The following is an 18,330-nucleotide window of genomic DNA, read 5'->3' on the forward strand; positions in this document are numbered from 1 at the left end:
TCGATGAATGTCATTGATCGTCGACTGAATCCCAAGGGAAAGAGCCTACCGAACCGGCAGAGGTTCATCCGCCTGGCCAAGGAGACGATCAAGGAGGCGGTGGTCCGCTCGATCCGCGAACGCGCCCTGGGCGATGTGGAGAGCAAGGAGGTCGTCTCGATCCCGATGAAGCGGATCGCTGAGCCTCGGCTTCGGCACTCGTCCCAAGGCGGGGATCGCGACCAGGTGTTTCCCGGCAACAAGGAGTTCGTCCAGGGCGACACCCTGCCCAAGCCGAAATCCGGCCAGGGCGGGGGCGGCTCCAAGGGCTCGCCGGACGGGGAGGGGGAGGACGACTTCCGCTTCACCATCTCGTCGGAAGAGTACCTGAACATCCTGTTTGAAGAGCTGGAGCTGCCGGATCTGGCCAAGACCCAGCTGGCCGACTCCACGGCGATGAAGTTCGCCCGCGCCGGGCACAGTTCGTCGGGTTCGCCCACCAACCTCAATCTCGTGCGCACCATGCGCAACAGCCTGGCCCGCCGCATCTCCCTGGGCCGGCCGCGGCGCGAGGACGTGGAGGCGGTCGAGCGCGAGTTCGCCGAACTGGAGGCCAAGGAAGAGCGGACCAAGAAGGAGGAGGCGCGGTTCGCCGAGCTGACTGCGATCCGCGAGCGCCTGGCCGCGCGCAGCAAGCGCATCGCCTACATCGATCCGGTGGACCTTCGGTTCAACCGCTTTGAAGCCCGACCCTTGCCGACCGCCCAGGCGGTGATGTTCTGCCTGATGGACGTCTCCGGCTCGATGACCGAGGACATGAAGGACCTGGCCAAGCGGTTCTTCCTCCTGCTGCACATGTTCCTCAGCCGCAAGTACGAGCACGTGGAGATCGTGTTCATCCGTCACACCTCGGAGGCCAAGGAGGTGGATGAAGACACCTTCTTCCACAGCCGTGAGACCGGCGGCACGGTGGTCTCGACCGCCCTGGCCGAGATGAAGAGGGTGGTCGAGGATCGCTTCCCGCTGGACCAGTGGAACATCTATGCGGCCCAGGCTTCGGACGGCGACAACTATGCCAGCGACAGCCATACCTGCCTGGAGCTTCTGACCGGCGACATCCTGCCGATCTGTCAGTATTTCGCCTATGTCGAGGTCTATGACCGGCGCCAGGCCGAGATCTTCCACTCCAGCCTCAACGTCAGCGAGCTCTGGAAGGACTATCAGAGCGTCCAGGAAGCCCACCCGAACTTCGCCATGAAGCGGGTGTTCTCCAAGGCCGACGTGTTCCCCGTCTTCCACCAGCTGTTCGCCAAGAACCGCAAGGCGGCCTGAGCGCAGGGAGTGTTGGGTCGATGAGCAAGCTTCTGTACGATACCGGCGAGTGGAACTTCGACACCCTCAAGCGCACCTATGATGCGATCGAGGAGATCGCCATCGGCGAGATGGGGCTGGATCCCTATCCGAACCAGATCGAGATGATCAGTTCGGACCAGATGCTGGACGCCTATTCGTCGATCGGCATGCCGATCTTCTATAACCACTGGTCGTTCGGCAAACGCTTCGCCCGCGACGAAGCCATGTACCGCAAGGGCTATTCCGGTCTCGCCTACGAGATCGTGATCAATTCCAACCCCTGCATCTCGTACATCATGGAAGAGAACACCATGACCATGCAGACGCTGGTCATGGCCCACGCCGCCTTCGGTCACAACCACTTCTTCAAGAACAACTACCTGTTCAAGGAGCAGACCGACGCCAGCGGCATCCTCGACTATCTGAACTTCGCCAAGAGCTATGTGGCTCACTGCGAGGAGCGGCACGGCATTCCCGCCGTGGAGCGGATCCTGGACTGCGCCCACGCCCTGATGGATCAGGGGGTCAACCGCTATGGCCGCCGAGCGCGGCCGAGCCTGGCCGAGGAGAAGGCGCGGGCCGAGGCGCGGGCGGCGCACGAGGAAAGCAGCTTCAGCGACCTCTGGCGCACCCTGCCCAACGCCCAGAAGGATCGCAGGCGGGCGGGCGAGGGCAAGAAGGCCGAACCGCTGCAGGACATCCTCGGCCTGCCCGAGGAGAACTTGCTCTATTTCCTGGAGAAATTTTCGCCCCGGCTGAAGGACTGGGAGCGTGAGTTGCTGCGCATCGTGCGCAACATCGCCCAGTATTTCTTCCCGCAGCGCCAGACCAAGATGATGAACGAGGGCTGCGCGACCTACTGCCACTACAAGATCATGAACCGGCTGTTCGAAAAGGGGCTGATCAGCGAAGGCTCGATGCTGGAGTTTTTGACCAGCCACACGGCGGTGGTGTTCCAGCCGGACTTCGACGATCAGCGCTATTCCGGCATCAACCCCTACGCCCTCGGCTTCGAGATGATGTGCGACATCGAGCGCATCGTCACCGACCCGACCGAGGAGGATCGCCGGTACATGCCCGACATCGCCGGGACTGGCGACGCCATGGCGGTGTTGCGATCGGCCTGGGCCAATTTCCGCGACGACAGCTTCATCGCCCAGTATCTGAGCCCGCACCTGATGCGGAAGATGCGCATGTTCATGCTGCAGGACCTCGCCGCCGATCCAACCTACAAGGTCGCCGCCATCCATGACGAGCGCGGCTATCGCGAGGTGCGGCGGGCGCTGTCGCGGCAATACGATCCCGGCCTGCGCGATCCCAATATCCAGGTCACCGGCGCCGACCTGCCCGGCGACCGGCGGCTGACCCTGACCCACTTCATGCACAATGATGTGCCCCTGGCCGAGAACGACACCATGGCCGTGCTGGCCTATGTGGCGGACCTGTGGGGTTTCGACGTGGAACTGCGCGGCGTCGGTAAGGATGACGAGCAGCGCTATCGCTACGAGCACGTCAAGTCGGGACCTGCGCCAGCTCAGCCTGCGGAGCCGCTGGCGGCGTTGGTCTGAGCCTCTCTACTCCTCCAGCCACGCCCGCATGAATCGTTCGGCGATCTGGCCGGCCTCGTCGGGCGTGAAGGTGGTCGGGTCCAGGCAGAGCTCCAGCCACAGCCCGTCGATGGCGGCGCAGAGGCCGATGGCGGCGAGGCGGATGTCGAAGGTAGGCGACGAGCCCGCGCAGTCGAGCAGCAGGGCTTCGAGCCGGGCGCGATACTGGGCGTAGATCTCGCCGTGCAGCCGGCCGATCTCGGGCTGCAGGCGCACCAGGCTCCAGAAGGCGAGCCAGGTGGCGAGGACCGCGGGGTCCAGGATCGGTGGGCGGAAACTGGCCGTCAGATAGGCCCGCAGCCTGGCGCGCGGGTTCGGTCCAGCCGCCTCGACAGCCTCGTCCAGCGCGCTGCTGATGCGGACGCCCACGTCGTCGTAGGTGGCGGCGATCAGGTCGTCGACGCCCTCGAAATAGTGCCGCAGCAGGCCCGGCGAGACCCCCGCCGCGGCGCAGATCGTCCGCACCGAGGTCCCGGCCACTCCACGCTCGGCCAGGAGGCGGGCGGTGGCGGTGATCAGGTCCTGCCGGCGTACGTCGGCGGAGGCGCGGATGAACGGAGCGCGGCTCAAGGCGTTGGCGTCACCATCCTGCGGGCGGGCGGCGCAGCCGCGATTCCGGGATCAGGGCGCGCATCTTGCGGCCGAAGCTGCGCAGCGAGACCTCGGTTTCGCTCAAGGGACCGGGCTCGAAATTGCGCGAGGCCATGCCCTGCTGCACCCGCTCGACCAGCACCGTGTCCTCGGCGTTGACCTGGCGGTTGATGCGCCAGTTGAGGTAGCGCGCAGCCTTCATCTCGCGCCGGCTGTCGGGCAGGGCGTAGGCGATCTCGCGGATCAGGGTCTGGGTCGGCGAGATCGGGATGAACTGCATGAAGTCGACCTGGTCGGGATAGATGTCGAAGGCCACGTTCGGCCACATCTTGAAATAGGTCCAGAGCCGCTTGCGTTCGGGCGGCAGGTGCTCCACGTCCGGGAGGATCGCCTGGTAGGCGCGCTCGGAGGGATTGCCCGACGGCTCGTCCAGCAGTTGGCCCCACATCTTGTCGACCATCGGCCCCGCTTCCACGCCGTAGCCCTTGCCGAACAGGCGCGTCAGGCCGGGGTGGGCGACGACGATGTGCAGGCCGTCGGAATAGTTGTCGCCGATGTTCTTCCAGTTGACCGGGCGCGGGCGCAGGGTCACGCGGCCGAAGGGTTGCAACTCCTCGAAGCGGTAGGGCTCCAGTTCGTGGGCATAGGGCGCCATCATCTCGGCGACGCTGGGGCCGCCGCCTTCGAGCCGCACGAAGATGAAGCCCTTGAACACCTCCAGCTCGATCTCGGGCAGGCGGCGCTCGCCGATGCGCAGGTCCGGATAGGTCTCGCGCAGCGGCGCGCCGATCAGCCGGCCTTCCAGGTCGTAGGTCCAGGCGTGATAGGGGCAGACGATTCGCCCGCATTGGCCGCTGGAGCCGTCCAGAAGGCGGGCGGCGCGGTGCAGGCAGACATTGTTGAAGGCGCGCGGGGTCCCGTCCTTGCCGCGCACGACAACGATGCTTTCGCCGATGAAGTCGAAGGTGTGGTAGTCGCCGGCCTTGGGGATGTCGTTCAGGTGACAGACCACCTGCCAGGACGGGGCCAGCACCTTGTCTTTCTCGGCCTCGAAGAAGCGGGCGTTGGAATAGATCCAGCCTGGCAGGCCGCGGAATTCGTCCGGATCGGCGTTGGCGGCCTGGGGCGCGGCGAGGGCGGCGTCGGTCATGGCGGCGGTCTCCTCTCTCAGCGCCCTTGCAGGGCGAGGCTGATGGCGGTTCCGAGGTCCTTGTCGCGCAGGATCTCGCGGGCGGCGTTGCGGCCGGGATTGCCGGAGACGCCGCCGCCCGGATGAGTGCCGGCGCCGCACATGTAGAGGCCCTTGATCGGGGCCCGGTGGCTGGCATAGCCCAGCATCGGCCGGGCGGCCCACAGCTGATCAAGCGACATGTGGCCGTGCATGATGTCGCCGCCGATCAGGCCGAACTTCCGCTCCAGGTCCAGGGGCGAGAGGATCATGCGGCCCAGGACCGAGGCCTTGAAGTTGGGGGCCCAGTCGTTAACCGTGTCGATGATCAGGTCCGCGACCTCCTCGCGATGGTCGTCCCAGCTCTTGCCGTCGGGCAGCTCGGGCGCGAACTGCTGGCAGAACAGGCTGGCCACGTGCTGGCCGGGCGGGGCCAGGGTGTCGTCGAGGGTCGAGGGGATCAGCATCTCGACGATCGGCTTCTTCGACCAGCCGTAGGCCTTGGCGTCGCGATAGGCGGCGTCCATGTAGTCGAGGCTTGGCGCGATGACGATGCCGCTCTGGTGATGCTCGCCGACCTCCTTGCCCGGCAGGCAGGTGAAGCTGGGCAGCTCCGACAGGGCCACGTTCATACGGAAGGTGCCCGAGCCGTTGCGATAGCGGGCGATGCGCGAGCGGAACTCGGCCGGCAGGTCAGATGGCGCCACCAGACGGCTGTAGAGCAGGGACGGGTTGACGTTGGCCGAGACGATCGGCGCGGCGAAGGTGCGGCCGTCGACCAGCTCGACCCCGGCCGCCTTGCCGCCGCTGGTCAGCACCTGCTTGACCGGCGCGTCGGTCAGGATCTCGACGCCGAGGGCCTGGCAGGCCTTGGCCATGGCCTGGGTGATGGCGCCCATGCCGCCGACCGCGTGGCCCCAGGCGCCCTTCTTGCCGTTCACCTCGCCGAAGGTGTGGTGCAGCAGCACATAGGCCGAGCCGGGGGTGTCGGCGCTGGCGTAGTTGCCGACCACGGCGTCGAAGCCGAAGGCCGCCTTGACCGCGTCGCTCTCGAACCAGCCGTCGAGGAAGGCGCGGGCGCTTTCGGTGAAGAGGTCCAGAAGGTCGGTCTTGCGGCCCAGCGACAGACCGAGCATCCGGCCGCCCTGGCGCAAGCCGCGCAGCAGGCCCGGCAGACCGTCGGTGATGTTGGGCGGGGTCTCCTTGGCGAGGTCGCGCAGGATGTCGCCGATCTCGTCGAGGAGGTCGTAATAGGCGGGCAGGGCGTCGGCGTCGCGGTTGGAGAACTTGCGGAACTCTGCCTGGGTGCGCTCCAGGCCGCCACCGAGCTTCATGTAGCGGGTGTCGTCGATCGGCAGGAAGTTGGAGATCGGCCGCTCCAGGATCTTCAGGCCATGGCCATGCAGGTCCATGTCCTTGATCACCTGGGGATTGAGCAGACTGACCGTGTAGCTGGCCACCGAGTTCTTGAAACCCGGGTGGAACTCCTCGGTCACCGCCGCGCCGCCGACGACGCCGCGCGCCTCGCAGATCGTGACCTTCAGGCCCGCCTTGGCCAAATACCAGGCGCAGACGAGCCCGTTGTGGCCGCCGCCGACGATGACCACGTCGCGCTTTTCCGTTCCCGTCGCCATGCCGGCCCCTCCGTCTCGTTGTTATACGACTGTACAACAATGCGCCCCCTTGGCAAGCGGTAAGCGAGAACCAATCTCAACGGGTTGTGGAGGGCGTTGTCCGCTGTAGGGTGCGCCAGCAAAATCAAGGGAGGGCGCACATGGCCCGTAGACTGCTCCTCGCCGCGACCGCGGCTCTGGTCATCGGCGCGTCGGGCGCCGCCGCATTTGCGGCCGATGTCCCCGCCAACATCGCCGCCGCCGTCGCGGACGCCAGCCGCCCGGCCGACGACAAGGCGCGCGACGCCGACCGCAAGCCGGCCGAAATGCTGGCCTTCGCCGGGGTCAAGCCGGGCGATAAGGTGGTCGATTTCATCGCCGGCAAAGGCTACTTCACCAAGCTGTTCTCGGCGGCGGTGGGGCCGAAGGGCGTCGTCTACAAGTACGCGCCGACGGAGTTCGCCCAGTTCTCCAAGACGCCGCTGCCGGCCAACGGCGCGCCGGGCGACCCGGACCGCAAAAACGTGATCTTCCTGACCTCGCCGGCCAACAGCTTCACCACGCCCGAGCCGGTCGACATCGTCTGGACATCGCAGAACTATCACGACCTGCACGACAGCTTCGCCAAGCCGGCCGACCTGGCCCTGGTGAACAAGGCGATCTTCAACGCCCTGAAGCCGGGCGGGGTCTATGTGGTGCTCGACCACGCCGCCGCGCCAGGCTCGGGCCTTGCCGCCACCGAGACCCTGCACAGGATCGACCCCGCCGTGGTGAAGAGCGAGGTCGAGGCGGCGGGCTTCAAGTTCGAGGGCGAGAGCGACGTCCTGGCCAATCCGGCCGACGATCATACCAAGAAGGTGTTCGACCCCGCGATCCGCGGCAAGACCGATCAGTTCGTGTTCAAGTTCAGAAAGCCAGGCTAGGGCTTTGACCTGACGCGGTCATCGCCGGCTCATTGACGGCCGGCGATGACCATCTGCCTACCCTATTGCGGGGAGACCACCAGCACCTCGAAGGTTCCCGGAGTCGGCGCCGGACGCGAGCCCGGGGCCAGGGTGTACTTGGCGGTGGGCAGGTACAGCTTGCCGGTCTCGGGGTCGAGCGCGCCGGTTCGGGCGCCGGGCTGGGTCGTGACCTTGGCGACAACGGCGACGTCCTTTCGGCCCTTCACGGCGACCACGTCCAGCACGCCGTCCCGGCCGCAGGGGATGAAGGCCAGCTCACGTTTGGCGTCATAGATCACCGCGTCCGGACCCTTGCCGATGGCCAGGGTCGCGAGGTCGGCGCCGGTCTTGGCGTCGATCACCTTGGCCACGTTGTTGGCGCAGGCCGAAATCACCACGCCGGCCTTGTCGGCATAGGCCAGGCCCGTGGGCCCGTCGCATCCCTTCAGCGGATAGCGGCCCAGGACCTTGCGAGACTTGAGGTCCACGGCGACGAGTTCGTTCTTGTCTTCGACGTTCACGAACAGCTTGCCGCCGCCGACCGGGGCCATGAACTCAAGGCCGCCGCCGACGGCGATCGAACCTGTCGCCTTGCGCGTGGCCACGTCGATCAGGGTCAGGTCGCCGCTGGCGCCGTTGGCCACCACCGCCAGGCCCGTAGCCGGGTCCAGCACTGCGGCGTCCGGCTTCTTGCCGGTGGGAATATCGGCGATCGCCTTTCCAGTCGTGGCGTCGATCAGGTGGGCGCTATTCGAGGTGGAGTCGGTGACCAGCAGCTCGGCGCCGCCATTGACCACCAGGGGCTCATGGGTGCGGCCGGCGGCGGTGAGCTTGCCGGTCACGGCCTTGCTCTCGGCGTCGATGGCGGTGACGCCGTCGGCGCGGGCGACATAGACGCGGTGCTTGACCGGGTCGAAGCTGGCATAGTCGAAGCCGCCATCGGGAATGGAGATACGGTCGGTGACGGCGTAGCCCGGCGCGGCGTGGGCGACGGCGGCGAGACTGGTCGCGGCGAGGAGGCCGGCGGTCAGGGCGCCAAGGCGCGGGCTCGATTTCATTTCGCTTCCTCCTCGAGCGCTTCCCGCCAAGACGGGTCCGGTCCGGCGACCAGGAAGCGCACCATTGTTGAACACCCGCTTGAACCTGCGAGCGAGGCGGTCAGACTGCCGGACGAATCTGACGGCGCCCTGACACCATGCGAATCCTGCTGCTCGAAGACCACCAGGCGATGCGGAGCATGACCGCCGCCTATCTGACAGAACGCGGCTTCGTGGTCGACGCCGTGGGTACGATCGAGGCGGCGAAGGCGGCGCTGGACGGGGCGGCCTACGACGCCATGATCCTGGACCTGGGCTTGCCGGACGGGGAGGGGCTGAGCCTGCTGGGCGCGGCCGGTCGCGGGCGCACGCCGCCGCCGGCCCTGATCCTGACCGCCCGCGACAGCTTGGCCGATCGCATCGAGGGGCTGAACGCCGGGGCCGACGACTACATGGCCAAGCCGTTCGAGCTGGACGAACTGCATGCCCGGCTGAGGGCGATCCTGCGCCGGCCGGGCGTGCGGGCGCAGGTGGAGCTGGGCCTCGGCCGGCTGTCCTTCGACACCATTTCGCGGGAGGTCCGTATCGATGGCCGGCCGCTCGACCTGCGTCGGCGCGAAACCCTGGTGCTGGAAACCCTGTTGGCTGCGCGGGGACGGGTCGTGGTGCGGGACGTGCTGGAAGACCGGCTCTACGGCTATGACCAGGCGGTGACGCCCAATGCCCTGGAGGCGGCGGTCTCGCGGCTGAGGCGGGCGCTGGACGAGGCGGGCGCTGGCGTCCGGGTCGAAACCCGGCGGGGCATCGGCTACGCCTTGCGCGCCGAAACGGACCGCGCATGAGCGGGCTTAGGCTTCGCCTGCTGCTGGCCTTGCTTCTGGTCTGGGCGCTGGGAGCCCTGGCCATGACCGCTGAGCTGCGCCGCCAGGCGCGGCAGCCGGACGAGCTTTTGGAAGACGCCAGCCTGTCCACCCAGGCCAAGACCCTGATCGCCGCCATGACCTTCGACGCCCAGGGACGGCTGGTGTCGGTGCGCCTGCACAAGCCCTGGCGCAGAGCCTACGCCAGCGCCGGAGCGGCCTACTACACCGCCTTCGACCCGCAGGGGCATGTGGCGGCGGTTTCCCCCAACCTTGCCCAGCCTCTGGACCCGATCCCGCTCGCGCCCGGCGAGACCTTCACAGCCCTGCGCCTGGTCGGCCCGTATCAGGATCTGGCCGCCGGCGCCCGAGCGCCTCACGGCTACGTTCTGGTGGTGGCGCGCAGCAATCCGAGCAGGAGCGACCAGACCCAGATGCAGCGCTGGGTCGATTGGCTGCCCGGGGTGATGTTCGTGCTGTTCGCCAGCGCGGGGCTGATCGCTGTCTGGTTCGTGGCGGCCTGGAGCCTGAAGCCATTGTCCCTGGCCGCACATCAAGCTGCGCTGATCGGCCCGGACCGGCCCGAAGCGCGGCTGCCGGTCAAGGACCTGCCAACCGAAATCCGCCCCATGGCCGAGGCGGCCAACGAGGCCCTGGACCGGGTCGCGGCGGCCCTGGCCAACGAAAAGCGCTTCACCGCCGAGGCGGCCCATGCCCTGAGGACCCCTCTGGCGGTGCTTGATCTGAGGCTGCAGCGGGCGGAGCAGGGCGGGGCTGCGGACTGGGGTGCGATCCGGGGCGATCTCGGCGAGCTGTCGCGGCTGATCTCAGGGCTCCTGGCCCTTTCGCGGGCCGACCGGGGGCGACATCTGCGAGCCTCGGCGGAGGTCAACCTGAACCGCCTGATCCGAGAGGCCGCCGCCGCCTTCTCGCCGCGCCTCGAGGCCTTGGACCGCGCGATCGAGGTCGAGGCGCCGGATCAGCCGGTGATCGTGAGCGGCGACGCGGGCGAACTGCGTGAACTGGTCTTCGCCCTGATCGACAACGCCCTGAACCACGGGGTGGGCGCGGTGAGCCTGAGCCTCGCGGCCGAGGGCGGCTTTGCCTCGATGCGCGTCGCAGACCAGGGCTCCGGCGTACCGGCGGCGCAGCAGGAGGCCATGTTCGAGCGTTTTCACAAGGGCGAGGCGACATCGCCCGGCGCCGGCCTCGGCCTTGCCATAGTGCGGCAGATCGCCCGCAACCACGGGGGCGATGCGGTCTTCATCGCTCCGTCCACGGTGGAAGTGCGCCTGGCCGTGAACCCGCCGCCCGTCTGACCCCCGCCTGTCAGGCAGCGGTCAGCCTGGTGATCTACGGGAACATCACGAGGGAGATTTCGAGGGTGGTGCTTTGAGGTCGAAGGCAGGCTGGATGGCGCTGATCGCGGCGGGCGCATGCCTGGCCAGCTGCGCGACCTATCAGCCGGCGCCGCTGAAGGACGAGGCCGAGGCGGATCTGCGCCAACCCGATCTTTCGAGCGTCGCCGCCGAGGTCGCAAGCCATCCGCCGGCGCCGTTGAAGCCCGTGGTGATCGACCTTTCCCAACCCCTGACGCCGGAAGCCCTGGGCCTGATCGCAGTGGTCACCAACCCGGACCTGAAGGCGGCCCGCGCCAAGGCCAAGGTGGCCGACGCCCAGGTGTTCGACGCCGGGCTGCTGCCCGATCCCTCCATCACCCTGGGCGCCGACCAGCTGATCTCCGGCCCCGACACGACCAACGCCTTCACCGGCCAGGTGGCGGTGGAGCTGAACGCCCTGCGCGAGCGCGGGGTGTCGCTGAAGATCGCCCGACGCGCCCGCGACCAGGTGCGCTACGACCTGGCCTGGCAGGAATGGCAGACAGCGGGCCAAGCGCGGCTGCTGGCGGCGCGCATCGTGGGTCTTGGCCAGGCCCTGGCCCTCGACGAGCAGGCGCGCGACATCGCCCGCCAGACCCTGGCCCAGACCCTGGAGGCGGCGTCGCATGGCGACGTCAAGGCCGACGACATCGAGGCCCGCCGCATCGCCGCCGCCGAGGCGAATGACAAGGCGCTGCAGGCCGAGCGCGATTTCGGCGCGGCGCGGCAGGACCTGAACCGGCTCCTGGGCGTGCGCCCCGACACGGTGATCCGCATCTCTGCGCCCGCACCTGCTGAGGGGGCGCTGGACGCCGAGGCCCTGTTCGCCAAGGCCCGCGCCTCCCGGCTGGATCTGCGCGCGCTGGAGGCCGGTTACGACAGCCAGGAGGCGACCACCCGCAAGGCGGTCATGGACCAGTTCCCCAGCCTGCAACTGACCATCAGCCGGGCTCAGGACACCGCCAACAACCAGACCATCGGCCCACAGGTCAACTTCACCCTGCCGGTCTGGAACCGCAATGCGGGCGGGATCGCCATCGCCCGGGCGACACGCGAGCAGCTCCGCGCGGAATATGCGGCGCGCCTGTTCGCCACGCGGGCCGATATCGCCGATCTGGTGGAGGCCCTGAAGCTGGCGCGCCGTCAGCGCAGCGACATGGCCGCCCAGGTCGCGCCGCTGAAGACCATCGCCGCCGCGACCGAACAGGCCGTCGCGCGCGGTGACATCGCGAGGGCGACCGGCGACACGGCTCGTCAGAGCGTGGCCGACAAGGAACTGGCCCTCGCGGCCCTCGACCAATCCATCGCCGAGCAGACCGTGGCCCTTGAACTGGCCGTGGGCGCTCCCCTGACAGGCGACCAGAGCCGATGATGCGACGAACACCTCTGCTGGCCCTCCTGGCCCTGGCCGCCTGCTCCAAGGGCGAGGCCGACAAGGAGCCGACCCCGACCGCCCTGGTCACCACCGCCGTGGTCGCCAAGGCCTCGGTCGCCGACACCGTCACCGCCTATGGCGCAGCCGAGTTCAGTCCCAACGGCGAGCATAGCCTGACCGCGCCGGTCGAGGCGGTGGTGGACAAGGTGCTGGCGCCGCCAGGGACGCGCGTCACCGCCGGTCAGGCGGTGGTCGAGCTGAAGGCCAGCCCCACCAGCCAGCTCGACCTGAACAAGGCCAGGGCCGACGCCGACGCCGCCGCCAAGGCCTATGCCCGGGCCCAGCGGCTCAGGGCCGAGGGCCTGGACAGCGACGCCGACGTGGAGACCGCCAAGGCGACGGCGGAGGCTGCGGTGCAGAACGCCAAGTCCCTGGCGGCGCGGGGCGGCGCTGGCCTGGTGCTGCGCGCCCCGGCGGCCGGGGTGGTCGAACAACTGGCCCTGAGCGTCGGCGACCAGGCCGCCCAGGGCGCGACGGTGGCCAAGATCGGGACCCTGAGCAGCCTGCGCGTGCGCCTGGGCGTCGAACCTTCCGCCGCTGCGAACCTGCGTGCGGGCGCCGAGACGCAGCTCACACCTCTGGCGGGCGGTGAAGAACGGACTGCCAAGGTGGTCTCGGTGGACCCGCGCCTCGATGCGCAGACCAAGCTCGCCTCGGCCCTGGTCGAGGCCCCGGCCGGCGCCTTCGCCCCCGGTCAGCCGCTGAAGGGCGTGATCGCGCTTCGCCAGCAGGCGGGCGTGGTGGTGATCCCGCGCGCCGCGGTGCTGTACGACCAGGAACAGCCCTATGTGTTCGTCGAGCAGAAGTCGGCCGCGCACCGGCGCGATATCAAGCTGGGCGCCGAGAGCGGTGACGGCGTGGCGGTGCTGAACGGCCTCTCCGCCGGCGAGCGCATCGTGGTCGAGGGCGCTTCGGCGCTGGACGACGGCATGGCCGTCCGCGAAGGCAAGGCGGCCAAGCCCGCCGCGGACGACGACAAATGAAGGCCTGGCTCACCGGCCACGTGCGCTCTGTCGTCCTGGCCTTCATCCTTTTGACCGTCGCGGGGCTGGCGGCTGCGCTGAACCTGCCGGTCAGCCTGTTTCCGCATGTGGACTTCGCGCGGGTGGTGGTGTCGATCGACGCCGGCGACCGCGCGGCCGACCAGACCGAGATCCAGGTCACCCGGCCACTGGAGGAGGCCCTGCGGGGCGTGCCCGGGGTCAGCCATATCCGCTCCACCACCAGCCGCGGCGCGGCCGACATCGCCCTCAGCTTCGACTGGGGTCACGACATGGTGGCGGCCACCTTGCAGACCGAGGCGGCGGTCAATGCGGCCATGCCCGACCTGCCGCCTGGCGTGCGCTTCACGGTCAAGCGCATGGACCCGACCGTATTCCCGATCCTGGGCCTGGCGGTCAGTTCTCCAAGCCGCGATCCGGTCAAGGTGCGCCAGTTCGTCGACCTGCAGCTTCGCCCCCTGGTGGCCTCGGTCCCCGGCGTAGCGGCCGTCGACGTGCTGGGCGGCGGACAGGCGGAATACCAGGTGCTGATCGACCCGGCGCGGCTGCAGGCGCTGGGTCTTTCGGCCGACGACGTGGTCAAGGCGATCGCCGCCAACAACGTGGTCAATGCGGTCGGCAAGCTGGAGGATCGCCACCGGCTCTACCTGACCCTGGTGGACACGCGCCTTTCCAGCGCCGCCGACCTCGGCCAGATCGCCGTCAAGACCGGCGCCACGCCCGGCGCAGGGGTCGTGCCCCTGAGCGCCGTCGCCCAGATCCAGCTCGCCCCGGCGCCGATGTGGACCCGGATCACCGCCCAGGGGCGTGATGCAGTGCTGGTCAATATCCGCCAGAGCCCCGAGGCCGACAGCGTGGCCCTGGCCAAGGCCGTGCGGGCGCGTCTCGCCGAGCTCTCCAAGCACACTCCGTCCGACATCAATGTCGCCACCTTCTACGACCAGACCGAACTCGTCACCGGTGCGGCCGGCAGCGTGCGGGACGCGATCTTCCTGGGCGCGCTCCTGGCCGGGGCGGTGCTGTTCCTGTTCCTGCGCTCCTCGCGGCTCATGCTGATCACCGCGATCATGCTGCCGGCGGTGCTGGCCAGCGCGTGCCTGCTGCTGTTCGTGCTGCACATGAGCTTCAACATGATGACGCTCGGGGGTCTGGCCGCGGCTGTCGGCCTGGTGGTCGACGACGTGGTGGTGATGCTCGAGCACCTGATGCGCCGGCTGCAGGAGGCGCCGGAGGCCGAGGCCAAGAGCGGCATCCTAGCCGCCGCTGGCGAGATGGCCCGGCCGCTGATCGGCTCCAGCCTGTCGACCGTGGTGGTGTTTGCACCCCTGGCCTTCCTGACCGGGGTCACCGGCGGCTTCTTCAAGGCCCTGGCCGTGACCATGAGCGCGGCCCTGATCATCTCGCTGCTCTTCGCCCTGTTCGTGGCGCCTGTGCTGGCTCAGGCCTGGGTGCGCCGCCAGGACGTGGAGGCGGCCGACGCCGCCGACCGCATGACCCATCCGATCGCCGGCGGCTATCAACGGGCCATCGGCTGGACGCTGGGGCGGCCTTTGCTGGCGGTCGGCGTTATCGCGGCCATTTTCTTAGGGTTGGGCGGCCTGGCCTACAGCCAGCTCGGCACGGGCTTCATGCCCAAGATGGACGAGGGCGGCTTCGTCCTCGACTACAAGGCCAAGCCCGGCGCGGCGCTCAGCGACACCGACCGGCTGCTGCGCCAGGTTGAGGAGATCATCCGCTCGACCCCCGACGTGGACAGCTATTCCCGCCGCACCGGCGCCCAGCTGGGCGGGGGCCTGACCGAGGCCGACGAAGGCGACTTCTTCATCCACCTGAAGAAAGGCAAGCGCCGCGGGGTCGAGGAGGTGATGGCCGAGATCCGCCAGCGCGTTGGCGCCGAGGTCCCGGGCCTGGACGTCGAGATCGCCCAGCTGATGGAAGACCTGATCGGCGACCTGACCGCGGTGCCGCAGCCGATCGAGATCAAGCTGTTCGGCCCCAATCCCGACGCCCTGAAGACGGCGGCCAAGACCATCGCCCCGGCCATCGGCAAGATCGACGGCGTGGTCGAGGTCGTGGACGGCCTGCGGGTCGCCGGCGACGCCCTGGTGGTCAAGGTCAACCGTCCCGCAGCCGCGCTGGAGGGCCTGGATCCCGACGCCGTGTCGAAACAGCTCGAAGACCTCGTCGGCGGGCAGGTCGCGACCCAGGTGCAGAAGGGCGAGCTGCTCTATGGCGTGCGGGTCTGGACTGGCGCTTCGCTGAGGGACCGGGTCGGCGCCATCGCCAATCTGCGCCTTCATGCCCCCGATGGGCACGACCTGCCGCTGTCGCGCATCGCCACGGTAGTGGTCGAGCCCGGCCAGCAGCAGATCACCCGCGAGGACCTGCAGCCCTTCGTCGGCGTCACCGCGCGGCTCGAGCACCGCGACATGGGCTCGGCCATGGCCGAGGTGAAGAAGACCATCGCCGGCCTCGCCCTGCCGGCCGGGGTGCGCATCGAATATGGCGGCCTCTACGCCCAGCAGCAGAGTTCGTTCGTGGACCTGGCCGTGGTGTTCGCCGCCGCCCTGCTCCTGGTCTCGCTCCTGCTGCTCTACCTGTTCGAGCGCTGGCGGGTGGTCATCAGCGTCCTGGCGGTGGTGCTGATGGCGGCGGCGGCGGTGTTCGTCGGCCTTTGGGCCACAGGGACCGAGCTGAACATCTCAGCCCTGATGGGCCTGACCATGGTGGTGGGGATCATCACCGAGCTGGCCATCTTCTTTTTCGCCGAGGTCGAGCTGGACCAGCACGTGGACGCCAGCCACCTGACAACAGCGGGCCTGGCGCGGCTGAGGCCGATCCTGATGTCGGCTGTGATCGCGATCTTGGCCCTGTCGCCTCTGGCGCTGGGCCTCGGGCAAGGCTCGGCCATGCAGCGGCCCCTGGCCATCGCCATCATCTCCGGCCTCCTGGCCGGCGCGCCCCTGGTGCTGATGGTGCTGCCGGCCCTGTTCGAGGCGCTCAGTCGAAAACGAGCCTGATTGATCCGGGCGGGGTTTGGTGGCGTAGTCCGTTTCGCCATGGCCACGCTGCAACTGCTCGCCGAGAACCTTGGGGTCACCCTCGTCTGCTTCCTGATCCTCTGGCGGATCGGGGTGGCGATCCGCGACGTGACCTTTGTCGACAGCTGGTGGGCGTTCGGCATGGTGGTGCTGGCCTGGGCCAGCTTCTTCGAAACCGGGCCGGCGAGCCCGCGTAAGCTGGTGCTGGTCGCGCTCTGCACCGCCTGGGGCCTGAGGCTTGGAACCTATCTCCTGCTGCGCTGGCGCGGCCATGGGCCGGACCGGCGCTACAAGACCATGCTGGGCAAGGCCGAGGCCGAGCGAGGCTGGGGCTTCGCCAAGGCCTCGCTGCTCCTTGTGTTCGCTCTGCAGGCGCCGCTGCAGTTCGTGGTCTGCCTGCCGGTGCAGCTGGGCCAGCTCGATCCGGCGCCGGCGATGCTTGGGCCGCTGGGCTGGGCGGGCGCCGGGTTCGCGCTCATCGGCCTGATTTTCGAGAGCGTCGGCGACTGGCAGCTCAGCCGCTTCAAGGCCGACCCGACCAACCAGGGCAAGGTCATGGACCGGGGCCTCTGGCGCTACACCCGCCACCCCAACTATTTCGGGGACGCGTGCCTGTGGTGGGGCCTTTGGCTGATCGCCGCCGAGACTCGCGCCGGCCTCTGGGCCCTGCCAGGCCCGATCCTGATCACCTTCCTCCTAACCCGCTTCAGCGGCGTGCCCACGGTCGAAGGACGGATGCGCCGTAGCCGGCCCGACTATGAAGCCTATGTCCGCCGCACCTCCGGGTTCATTCCGTGGCCGCCAAAGAGACTTGTGGCGGAGCCCTGAGGTCGCTCACGGGAAATCACCGCACCGCGACGCCGTTCTCAACGAAAGCCCGGTCCGCCCAGCAGGAATGCGTTCCGCTACAGAGCTTGTGCGGCAGGGCGATGCGGCAGACGGGGCCATCCTCGATGCGGCGGGCGTCCAGCAGGATGCATTCGGAGCCGCCGGTATTCTCATCGGTCAGGAAGCTGACCAGATAGCCGTCGTCCTCTTGGGTGGACCCGATCCGCGGGACGAAGGGGGCTTCGCTGGCATAGACGCCTTCGGGCAGGTCGAACCGCCGGGTTTCGCCGGTCTTCAGGTCGTGCTTGACGAAGCCGGTGAACAGGAACCAGCCCGGCTTGCTCACGGTGGAATAGGCGTAGCGATAGGGGCGGCCGGCGAAGCGCTGGTTGAACATGCCGAACTCGACGATCTCGTCGCACAGCCGCTCTTCGCGGGTCCGGCCGATGGCGAGATCGAAGCGCCAGCGGTGCAGCTTGGGGCGGAAGCTGTGCTCGTCGAGATAGGCCATCATGTGCTCGAAGCCGGCGGGCGCGTCCTTGCGCGGGCGCGGCGTCGGCTCTTCCTGGAAATAGCCGTCCAGCACCACCTCGGTCCCATCCTCATAGGCGTTCAGCCAGTGCAGCACATAGGTCGGCTCGGCCTCGAACCAGCGCACCTCGCCGTCGCCGCGGCGCGGGACCAGGGCGAAGCGCGAGGGCAGGCCGGGATGCAGGCGCACGGCGTGGATGTTCCGCTGCAGGAGGTCTGCGTCCCAGAACACCGGCATATCGTTGAGGATCGCCCAGTTCTCGCTGAAGGCCATGTCATGCGGCAGGCGCGGGCCGGGCAGGGGGATCGGCTGGTAGCGGGCAAGGCGCCCCTCCCGGTCGACCACGCCGAAATGCAGGTGGGGGGCGTGCTTGGAATAGTTGAAGAACAGCAGTTCGCCCGTCGCCTCATCGACCTTGGTATGCGCCGAGACCCCGTCGAGCGGTCCCCAGGGGGCGACACCCAGGGTCTCCAGCGTGAACGGGTCGAGCTGATAGGCTTCGCCGCACTGGTAGAAGGTGGCGATGGCCTTGCCGGCGTGGACCACGATGTCGGTTGAGGCGTTGTCCTTCAGCGCGCCATGGGCGCCATAGCCGGGACGCTTGGCCAGGCTGGGCGGATCGGCGAGGCCGCCCCACAGCGAGCCTTCGGCCTCCTGTTCGGCCTGGAAACACCGTGTACGGACGAATCGATTGCGATAGCTGGCGCGACCGTTCTTGAAGCCGATCTGGTGAATCATCGCGTCGCCGTCGAAGGGGTGGTAGCGGCCGAGCGGCTGGTGGATCTGGTTTTCGGTGTTGCGCAGATAGACCCCGTCGATGTCGGCCGGGATCGCGCCTTGCAGCACCTCCAGGTCCTCGGCGTCGACCTCCTCGTGGAGCGGGGTCCAGGCGCCGTTGAGATAGGGATGGTTGCTGGGCTGCAGCGTGGTGCGGACCCTTGGCAAGCGGTCTAGCTTCATTG

Annotated in this window: 14 protein-coding genes; 9 read left to right on the forward strand and 5 right to left on the reverse strand. The window is 68.4% G+C overall.

What is annotated here, in order from left to right; all coding sequences use genetic code 11:
• Positions 1-3: 3 nt before the first annotated feature.
• Positions 4-1,311 (forward strand): YeaH/YhbH family protein, encoded by a 1,308-nt coding sequence (locus tag KCG34_RS02545; protein ID WP_211938836.1) that lies wholly within the window; start codon positions 4-6, stop codon positions 1,309-1,311.
• A gap of 20 nt (positions 1,312-1,331) precedes the next feature.
• Positions 1,332-2,900: a SpoVR family protein gene (locus tag KCG34_RS02550; protein ID WP_211938837.1), complete on the forward strand. Its 1,569-nt coding sequence runs from the start codon at positions 1,332-1,334 to the stop codon at positions 2,898-2,900.
• A 6-nt stretch (positions 2,901-2,906) separates the two neighbouring features.
• Here the strand turns inward: KCG34_RS02550 and betI are convergent, their stop codons facing one another.
• The 3 genes from betI to KCG34_RS02565 are packed head-to-tail and all read right to left on the reverse strand — an operon-like array spanning position 2,907 to position 6,332.
• Positions 2,907-3,509: a transcriptional regulator BetI gene (gene betI, locus KCG34_RS02555; RefSeq protein ID WP_211938838.1), complete on the reverse strand. Its 603-nt coding sequence runs from the start codon at positions 3,507-3,509 to the stop codon at positions 2,907-2,909.
• 10 nt (positions 3,510-3,519) lie between these two features.
• Positions 3,520-4,680 carry an aromatic ring-hydroxylating oxygenase subunit alpha gene (locus KCG34_RS02560; protein WP_211938839.1) on the reverse strand — a complete coding sequence of 387 codons (1,161 nt, stop codon included), beginning with the start codon at positions 4,678-4,680 and terminating at the stop codon, positions 3,520-3,522.
• A gap of 17 nt (positions 4,681-4,697) precedes the next feature.
• Complete coding sequence (locus KCG34_RS02565; protein WP_211938840.1) at positions 4,698-6,332, reverse strand: phytoene desaturase family protein; 1,635 nt, start codon at positions 6,330-6,332, stop codon at positions 4,698-4,700.
• 140 nt (positions 6,333-6,472) lie between these two features.
• On the opposite strand from KCG34_RS02565, the gene KCG34_RS02570 reads away from it, so the two are divergent.
• Entirely contained in the window at positions 6,473-7,234 is a 762-nt protein-coding gene (locus KCG34_RS02570; protein ID WP_211938841.1) for a class I SAM-dependent methyltransferase, read from the forward strand.
• Positions 7,235-7,296: 62 nt separating this feature from the next.
• Here KCG34_RS02570 and KCG34_RS02575 read toward each other — a convergent pair whose 3' ends face one another.
• Entirely contained in the window at positions 7,297-8,313 is a 1,017-nt protein-coding gene (locus KCG34_RS02575; RefSeq protein ID WP_211938842.1) for a YncE family protein, read from the reverse strand.
• 137 nt (positions 8,314-8,450) lie between these two features.
• Here KCG34_RS02575 and KCG34_RS02580 point away from each other — a divergent pair, with 137 nt between their 5' ends.
• The 6 genes from KCG34_RS02580 (at position 8,451) to KCG34_RS02605 (ending at position 16,836) form a co-directional block, all read left to right on the forward strand.
• The gene (locus tag KCG34_RS02580) at positions 8,451-9,134 is read left to right on the forward strand and encodes a response regulator (protein WP_211938843.1); all 684 of its coding nucleotides are present in this window, start codon (positions 8,451-8,453) and stop codon (positions 9,132-9,134) included.
• Positions 9,131-10,471, forward strand: a complete 1,341-nt coding sequence (locus tag KCG34_RS02585; RefSeq protein WP_211938844.1) for a sensor histidine kinase — start codon at positions 9,131-9,133, stop codon at positions 10,469-10,471. Before KCG34_RS02580 ends, KCG34_RS02585 begins: the two co-directional genes overlap by 4 nt.
• A 94-nt stretch (positions 10,472-10,565) precedes the next feature.
• Positions 10,566-11,903: a TolC family protein gene (locus KCG34_RS02590; RefSeq protein ID WP_211938845.1), complete on the forward strand. Its 1,338-nt coding sequence runs from the start codon at positions 10,566-10,568 to the stop codon at positions 11,901-11,903.
• A complete protein-coding gene (locus tag KCG34_RS02595; RefSeq protein WP_211938846.1) occupies positions 11,903-12,949 on the forward strand; it encodes an efflux RND transporter periplasmic adaptor subunit in 1,047 nt (348 codons plus the stop codon). Before KCG34_RS02590 ends, KCG34_RS02595 begins: the two co-directional genes overlap by 1 nt.
• Entirely contained in the window at positions 12,946-15,987 is a 3,042-nt protein-coding gene (locus KCG34_RS02600) for an efflux RND transporter permease subunit (RefSeq protein ID WP_211938847.1), read from the forward strand. The genes KCG34_RS02595 and KCG34_RS02600 overlap by 4 nt, the downstream gene beginning before the upstream one ends.
• Positions 15,988-16,026: 39 nt before the next feature.
• Positions 16,027-16,836, forward strand: coding sequence for a DUF1295 domain-containing protein (locus KCG34_RS02605; RefSeq protein WP_211938848.1), 810 nt, complete (start codon positions 16,027-16,029; stop codon positions 16,834-16,836).
• A 16-nt stretch (positions 16,837-16,852) separates the two neighbouring features.
• Here KCG34_RS02605 and KCG34_RS02610 read toward each other — a convergent pair whose 3' ends face one another.
• The gene (locus tag KCG34_RS02610) at positions 16,853-18,328 is read right to left on the reverse strand and encodes a carotenoid oxygenase family protein (RefSeq protein ID WP_211938849.1); all 1,476 of its coding nucleotides are present in this window, start codon (positions 18,326-18,328) and stop codon (positions 16,853-16,855) included.
• Positions 18,329-18,330: the final 2 nt, after the last annotated feature.

It is taken from the genome of Phenylobacterium montanum, from assembly GCF_018135625.1.
Taxonomy (GTDB): Bacteria; Pseudomonadota; Alphaproteobacteria; order Caulobacterales; family Caulobacteraceae; genus Poindextera; species Poindextera montana.

Coding starts and splice junctions, on each gene's coding strand:
- KCG34_RS02545 (WP_211938836.1), top strand. CDS start 4: ATGAATGTCATTGATCGTCGACTGAATCCCAAGGGAAAGAGCCTACCG.
- KCG34_RS02550 (WP_211938837.1), top strand. CDS start 1,332: ATGAGCAAGCTTCTGTACGATACCGGCGAGTGGAACTTCGACACCCTC.
- KCG34_RS02560 (WP_211938839.1), bottom strand. CDS start 4,680: ATGACCGACGCCGCCCTCGCCGCGCCCCAGGCCGCCAACGCCGATCCG.
- KCG34_RS02565 (WP_211938840.1), bottom strand. CDS start 6,332: ATGGCGACGGGAACGGAAAAGCGCGACGTGGTCATCGTCGGCGGCGGC.
- KCG34_RS02570 (WP_211938841.1), top strand. CDS start 6,473: ATGGCCCGTAGACTGCTCCTCGCCGCGACCGCGGCTCTGGTCATCGGC.
- KCG34_RS02575 (WP_211938842.1), bottom strand. CDS start 8,313: ATGAAATCGAGCCCGCGCCTTGGCGCCCTGACCGCCGGCCTCCTCGCC.
- KCG34_RS02580 (WP_211938843.1), top strand. CDS start 8,451: ATGCGAATCCTGCTGCTCGAAGACCACCAGGCGATGCGGAGCATGACC.
- KCG34_RS02585 (WP_211938844.1), top strand. CDS start 9,131: ATGAGCGGGCTTAGGCTTCGCCTGCTGCTGGCCTTGCTTCTGGTCTGG.
- KCG34_RS02590 (WP_211938845.1), top strand. CDS start 10,566: ATGGCGCTGATCGCGGCGGGCGCATGCCTGGCCAGCTGCGCGACCTAT.
- KCG34_RS02595 (WP_211938846.1), top strand. CDS start 11,903: ATGCGACGAACACCTCTGCTGGCCCTCCTGGCCCTGGCCGCCTGCTCC.
- KCG34_RS02600 (WP_211938847.1), top strand. CDS start 12,946: ATGAAGGCCTGGCTCACCGGCCACGTGCGCTCTGTCGTCCTGGCCTTC.
- KCG34_RS02605 (WP_211938848.1), top strand. CDS start 16,027: ATGGCCACGCTGCAACTGCTCGCCGAGAACCTTGGGGTCACCCTCGTC.
- KCG34_RS02610 (WP_211938849.1), bottom strand. CDS start 18,328: ATGAAGCTAGACCGCTTGCCAAGGGTCCGCACCACGCTGCAGCCCAGC.